5 protein-coding genes are annotated in these 4759 nt (G+C 71.8%); 2 read left to right on the forward strand and 3 right to left on the reverse strand.

Annotated features, from left to right (window positions below):
* On the forward strand, positions 1-626 hold a 626-nt coding region (locus tag VF794_RS05325; RefSeq protein WP_331108089.1), incomplete at its 5' end, for a hypothetical protein.
* On the opposite strand, the gene VF794_RS05330 is transcribed toward VF794_RS05325, so the two are convergent.
* Complete coding sequence (locus tag VF794_RS05330; protein WP_331108090.1) at positions 623-1705, reverse strand: TetR family transcriptional regulator; 1083 nt, start codon at positions 1703-1705, stop codon at positions 623-625. The two genes, VF794_RS05325 and VF794_RS05330, sit on opposite strands and share 4 nt — an antisense overlap.
* Before the next feature lie 187 nt (positions 1706-1892).
* On the reverse strand, positions 1893-3302 hold the full coding sequence (locus VF794_RS05335; RefSeq protein ID WP_331108091.1) for a sigma-54 dependent transcriptional regulator: 1410 nt from the start codon (positions 3300-3302) through the stop codon (positions 1893-1895).
* Positions 3303-3360: 58 nt separating this feature from the next.
* Here VF794_RS05335 and VF794_RS05340 point away from each other — a divergent pair, with 58 nt between their 5' ends.
* Positions 3361-3930, forward strand: a complete 570-nt coding sequence (locus VF794_RS05340) for an NUDIX hydrolase (protein ID WP_331108092.1) — start codon at positions 3361-3363, stop codon at positions 3928-3930.
* Here the strand turns inward: VF794_RS05340 and VF794_RS05345 are convergent.
* The coding region (locus tag VF794_RS05345) for a hypothetical protein (protein WP_331108093.1) at positions 3910-4759 on the reverse strand (850 nt) is incomplete at its 5' end. The genes VF794_RS05340 and VF794_RS05345 overlap by 21 nt on opposite strands.

Raw genomic sequence — 4759 nt, forward strand, 5'->3', positions numbered from 1 at the left:
CTGTCCACGAGAGGGCAGCCGGCAGGGCGGGGCGGTGGCTGCCCGCCCGCATGGCCGGTAGATTGTCCGCCATGCGTCCCGCCTCCGTACTCTCCGGGTGTGCCGTGCTCTTCCTCGTGGCCTGTGCGCCTCCCAGCTTCGTCGCGGAGGTGCAGGGCGAAACCACCGTGGCCGCGGGTCCCCCGGGCGTCTCCACCCTCCTCGAGGCCTTCCCGTCCATCGCCAGCTTCGGCGGTCTCGACTTCAACCAGAACCAGGACTTCAAGAATCAAGGCGTCTCGAAGGAGCAGGTCTCCTCCGCGAAGCTGAAGTCCATCCAGCTCAAGATTCTCTCGCCGGCCGACCAGGACTTCTCCTTCCTCGACACGCTGGAATTCTACGCGAAGGCGGGGGACCGGGAGGTGCTGGTGGCGCAGAAGCGCAACATCGCCTCGCTGGGCCTCAAGGCGCCCAACCCGGTGCTGGAGATGGACCTGATGGGCGAGGAGCTCCAGCCCTACATCACCGCGCCCTCGATGACGATCTCCGTGCGCGGCAAGGGCCGCATGCCCTCGAAGGAGGTGCGCCTCCAGGCCACCGTGAAGCTGGACGTGCAGGTGCGGCTGGGGGCCGTGGGCGGCTCCTAGCGCAGCTCGCGGGCCCGGTGCTCCAGCGTGTCCGCGCGCGAGTCCAGCTCGCGCACGAGCGACTCGAGCCGGCCCGCCTCCGCCTCCAGGCCCTTGAGGTCCTCCGGCTCACCGCTGGCGAGCGTCTGGGCGCGCACCGTGCCCACCTGGGGGCGGCTGTCCGAGGCGTGGCTGTAGCGCGGCCCCTCGGGCTGCCGAGGCGTCTCGGTGGGGCTCGGAAGTCCGGGCTCCTGCGCCGTGCCTCCTCCGGGCATGGGCGGCGCCGGTGCGCCCGTCACGTCCCCCGCGTAGGCGGGGTTGTTCTCCGCGCGGTCCTGAAACGGCCCCGAGCCGGAGCGCGGGGTGGCGTCCACCTCGATGCGCTTCGAGGAGGCGTCGAAGCGCAGGCGCATGCGCCGGTCCTGCTCGTCGAACATGGAGTCCTCGCCGAGGAAGTCGCTCATGCGCCGGTCCAGCTCCCGCTCCTCGCGCACCTCGGTGATGCGGGCGCGCAGGGCCTGGAGGCGCTGGCGCACCTTGTCCTCGGAGTCGCGCAGCGCGTCCGCCTGCTCCAGCAGGTCCTCGGGGTCATCGCTGGTCTGGGAGCGGTCGAGCGCCGGCACCTGGGAGGCGGGCAGCGCGGCGCGCACCGCATCGCGCTCGGTGCGCAAGTCGCGCATGCGGGCGATCAGCCGGGCGCGGGCCTCGCGCTCGCTCGTGGCCTCCCAGGCCGCGCGCACCCGGGCCAGCTCGTCGGAGAGCGCCGTGTACAGCGTCAGGTTGCGCCGCTCCGCCTCGGACTCGGCTCCGGCGAGCGACTGGGCCAGCCCGGTGAGCTGGCCGGACAGCTCCTGCGAGCGCCGCAGCGCCGTCTCCAGCTCCGGGCCCGCCACCAGCCGGCCCTTCTGCTCGGTCTTGAGGGACTCGATGCGCCCGGCCAGGGTGTTGAGCTCCGCGCGCAGCCCCTGCTGGCGCTCGCGCAGCTCCCTCAGTTGGGCCCGCCCCGCCTGGGCCTCGGCCCGCAGCGCCTCCACTCCCGAGGCCGCCCACGAGGGCGCACCCAACAGACACAGCAGCAGGGGGAGCAGGACGCGCTTCATGGCAGCCCTTCCCAAGAGCAATCCGGATGCCAGGGCCGCTTCGCGTCCGAGGGGCCCGCCGCCGGGAAATGCCCAGTATTTCCAGGGACTTGGGCCCCGGACACGGCCGGGGAGAAGGGGAGGAAATGACGGAAAACCACGAGGGGGGCGGTACGGCGGTGGTTTTTCGAGGGTCCGGGGGTTCAGCTCAAGACTCCTCGGGGCGCTCGCCCTTGGAGATGAAGCCGTACTTCTCCAGTTTGTAGTACAGCGCGGACGTCTTGATGCCGAGCAGCCGCGCCGTCTCGGTCTTCACGCCGCCGGCCTTCTCGTAGGCACGGGCGATGAGCTGGCGCTCCAGGTCCTCGAGGATGTCGGGCAGGGGCCGGTCCCCCATGGGCACGGGCAGGCCGGTGTCGGTGCGGGGCGAGGCGCCCGTGAGGTGCGTGGGCAGGTCCGTCTCACCGAGCGTCTCGCTCTCGGCGAAGACGAGCGACTGCTCGATGGCGTTCTCCAGCTCGCGCACGTTGCCCGGCCACGCGTAGCGGGCGAGGGCGCGCAGCGCGCTGTCGTCGATCCCCTTCACGCGCTTGTTCACCCGCGGGGCGTGCTTGGACACGAAGTAGCGGGCGAGCGCGGTGATGTCCTCGGGGCGCTCGCGCAGGGGCGGAATCTGGAGGGGGACGATGTGCAGCCGGTAGTAGAGATCCTCGCGGAAGCGGCCGGCCTTCACCTCGGCCTGGAGGTCGCGGTGGGTGGCGCTCACCACGCGCACGTCCACCTTGAGCGTCTCCTCGCCGCCCACGCGTTGAATCTCCTTCTCCTGGAGCACGCGCAGCAGCTTCGTCTGGACGGAGTGCGGAATCTCTCCAATCTCGTCGAGGAAGAGGGTGCCCCCGTCGGCGAGCTCGAAGCGGCCCAGCTTGCGCTTCACCGCGCCGGTGAAGGCGCCGCGCTCGTGGCCGAACAGCTCGCTCTCCAGCAGCGTCTCGGCGAGGGCCGCGCAGTGCACGACGATGAAGGGCCCGTCCTTGCGCGGGGAGAGCTGGTGGAGCATGCGCGCCACCAGCTCCTTGCCGGTGCCGGACTCGCCGCGCACGAAGACGGTGGCGTCGGTGGCGGCGGCCTTGCGCACCATGGCGACGAGCCGCTGCATGGGCTCGCTGTCACCCACCAGCAGGTTGCCGTGGGCGCTGGCGGCGTCGGACTCCAGGGCCTCGGTGCGCGCGGAGAGCCGCTCCACCTGACGGCGGGCGGAGGACAGCTCCAGCCCCTTCTCCACCTTGGCGCGCAGCACGTCCGGGGTGAAGGGCTTGGTGATGAAGTCGTAGGCGCCCTGCTGCATGGCCTGCACGGCCGTCTCGATGGTGCCGAAGGCGGTGACGACCATGACGACGGCGGCCGGGTCCTGGGACTTGATGCTCCGGGTGACGGCGATGCCGTCCATGCCGTCCATCTTCAAGTCGGTGACGACGAGGTCGAAGGGCGTCTTCTTGTAGGCGGCGACGCCGTCGGTGCCGGAGCGGGCGGCCGTCACGGTGTGACCGGAGCGCGTGAGGGTGACCGCCATGCCCTCGCGCAGGGTGTCGTGGTCGTCGATGACGAGGATCCGAGCCATGGAGGAGACCCTATATCGTCCTGGCACCCGGGGTCGAAGTGGGCACAATGCGCGCCCCATGAACGCCCCCTCGACTCCCCTGCATGCGCTGCTGACCCACCACGCTCCGACGGACGCCAAGGAGCGCGAGGACCTGGCGCGGATGCTCGCCTTCGCCACGGAGCTGGCCCGGCCCTTCTCCCGCAAGCAGGAGCGGGCGCACTTCACCGGCAGTGCGGTGGTGGTGGATCCGACGGGCGAGCGGGTGGTGATGCTCCACCATGGGAAGCTGAACCGGTGGCTCCAGCCGGGCGGGCACTCGGAGGAGGGAGACGCGGGCGACATGGAGGCCACGGCGCTGCGGGAGGCTCGCGAGGAGACGGGCTGCCGGGTACGGCCGCACGCGCACGCTCCGAGGCCGTTGGACGTGGATGTCCACACCATCCCCGCGCGCAAGGACGAGCCGGAGCACCTGCACCTGGACGTGCGCTTCCTGGTGGTGGCGGAGAACCCGGAGGCCCTGGTGCATGACCCGGCCGAGTCCTCGGGCGTGCAGTGGCTGACGTGGGACGAGGCGCTGGCGCGCGCGGACGAGGCCCCGCTGCGGCGGCTGCTGGAGAAGGCGCGCTCAGCCGTGAAATCCCAATAGATGCCAGTGGTGCAGCCAGGCCACGAAGGCCAGGGCGGCCAGCGTGGCTCCGGTGAGGCACAGGCGCACGGACACGCTCCCGGAGCGCTTCCACCAGGCCCGGGCACTCCAGACGAGGGCCCCCGGGGTGAGCACCGCGGCCAGGAGCGCGCAGGTCAGTGACACCCCGAGCAGGCGTGGGGTTTCTCCGTAGCCGAGGTCCGGGCGGTAGCGCACCAGGAGCGTGAAGCCGGTCAGGAAGCACAGGTCCAGGAGCGCGATGGCCGCCACCCACCCCGTGCCCGGGCTCCGGTGGACGAGGCCCACCCCCAGGGCCAGCGCGAAGAACGCGGCGCACACGGCGAGCAGCCCATGGGTGAAGGCGGACGTCTCGTACCAGGGCACCCGCTCGTACGCCGCCGAGGGCCGATTCTGGAAGAACAGGTGCGTGACGTGGCCTCGTGCGTCCTCACGGAAGACGGCGCGCTCCGGTGAGGCCGGCTCGTCGGCGGGGCGGAACAGGCCGGGCTCCACCTCCACCCAGCTCCGGGGCGCGCTCCCGGGCTCCTTGATGCGCACGGTGCCATCCCCACCGTCCCGTACCCGGACTTCCTGGCGCCAGCCCACCGAGGCCTCCGCCGTGCCGTAGGTCCTCCACGTCGTCTGGTACCCCCCCGCGAACCGTGCCGCCCGCTCGGCCGAGTCCTTCAGGGGCGCGAGCGCCTCCACGGGCGGGGCGGGGTGGTAGCGGGAGAGGAAGGCCTGGAGCAGCTCCATCCGCGCCCGTTGCGCGGCGTCCTTCTCCCCCAGGCCGTTGTACGAGACGAACAGTCCCGTGCCGTGCTCGGGC

It is taken from the genome of Archangium sp. (genome assembly GCF_036389735.1).
GTDB lineage: Bacteria > Myxococcota > Myxococcia > Myxococcales > Myxococcaceae > Archangium.